At 37.2% G+C, this 1,415-nt stretch carries 2 protein-coding genes; both read right to left on the bottom strand.

All coding sequences use genetic code 11. The features are described from left to right. Positions 1–22 precede the first annotated feature (22 nt). Entirely contained in the window at positions 23–976 is a 954-nt protein-coding gene (locus tag ES711_RS16145) for an ISAon1 family transposase (RefSeq protein WP_146894340.1), read from the bottom strand. A gap of 19 nt (positions 977–995) precedes the next feature. After that, positions 996–1,283, bottom strand: coding sequence for an ISAon1 family transposase N-terminal region protein (locus ES711_RS16660; RefSeq protein ID WP_449528463.1), 288 nt, complete (start codon positions 1,281–1,283; stop codon positions 996–998). Between the last annotated feature and the right edge of the window lie 132 nt (positions 1,284–1,415).

Raw genomic sequence — 1,415 nt, 5'->3', positions numbered from 1 at the left:
GGATCAAGAACAATTGTTGTGTTTATGTAAAAATTGTTGTTAATCTATAAAGGAAGAATTCTACATTTTTGACCCCTCTAAATTGCGCTCTAAAGGCTTTTATTTTGGCATTAAAAGATTCTGCTGATGCATTTGTGCTTCTGTTTATAAAATAGTTTAGGATTGATCTATAATTGAGTGTTATCGTGTTTGCGATGGTATTGAAGGCTCTAAATCCTGTGTTTTCAACATCTTTGTACCAATGGGCCAGTTTTGTATAAGCTGTTTCTATGGATGTTGCCGTATTGAATATATTTCTAAGTCCTTGAACCAAGTCAAAGGCAGTTTTTATATCAGGATATTGATTGAACAATATTTTGCTTCTGTGGTACTGATTTTCAGTCCAGTTTGATGGGGCTTTATATAGTAAATACCTACTTCTGGCCAATAGTTGCTTTGTTGTATCCCCGTTACTGTATTCTTTTGGGGCAAATGTTTTGTTTTTTGCTCTTGCCTGTTTTATTTGTTCGTTCTCTAGGTCTATGGCATCCCATCGATGTTTTATCCTGATGTCCTGAAGTGCTTCCAATGCTAGTTTCTGTACGTGAAAACGGTCGGTAACCTGCATTGCTTTTGGGAAGCATTTTTTACATATAGTTTTCATTGAGTTTGCCATGTCAAGTGTAATCTCTTTCACTTTTGCTCTTTTCTTGGCCGGTATCTTTAGTAGTTGTTCTATGATGGGTTCAACTTTGGTTCCAGCGAATATTGCAACGATACTCCCTTTCTTTCCTTTGGCTTTTTTGTTGGTAATTATTGTGTAGAGTTCTCCTTTAGACAGTGCCGTTTCATCAATAGATAGATAAAGTCCAATGTTTTCAGGGAATATGAGCCATTGTTTAGCGTGTTTCTTTTGCTCCCAGCTTTTAAAATCGCTTAAGTAGTCTTTATATTGGCGTTGTAGTTTTTTGCCATTAACACCATAGAAAGCTCCAATGGTATGGCAATCGGAAGCCTTAGTATCGACTAATCTCTTTTAAAAAAGCAGCGAACTCGGTGGTCATCCGTGTTCCCTGTGCTACCAAGTTCCAATCTCTCTGGACAACTTCCTTCGAAGTTCTGTCCAACCACCTGCGCCGTTTTACGTGAAGATAGACGGTATTTCCCCGCAACGGAAAATCTTGGATCGTTACTTCCTTATGAAAACCGTGGGCTATTAATATTCGGGTGGTCTCTTCCTTTGGAGGTGTAATTTGCTCTTCAAAATAAAGATGCATTACTTCTCCATTTCTGGTGTTCTTCACTAGATCGAAATGGTTGATTAAAAATTCAGGAAGAATGAGTTTCAGTAGGTCCAAATAATTTTCCAAAGTCAGGTTTTTTTTGCAAAAATCAAAATTCTATTTCAATTCACACACAACTTTTAGGAATGATCC

The organism is Gelidibacter salicanalis, assembly GCF_007997285.1.
GTDB lineage: Bacteria > Bacteroidota > Bacteroidia > Flavobacteriales > Flavobacteriaceae > Gelidibacter > Gelidibacter salicanalis.
Note: the sequence above shows the minus strand (reverse complement) of the source record. Positions and strands in the feature narration are given on the sequence as shown.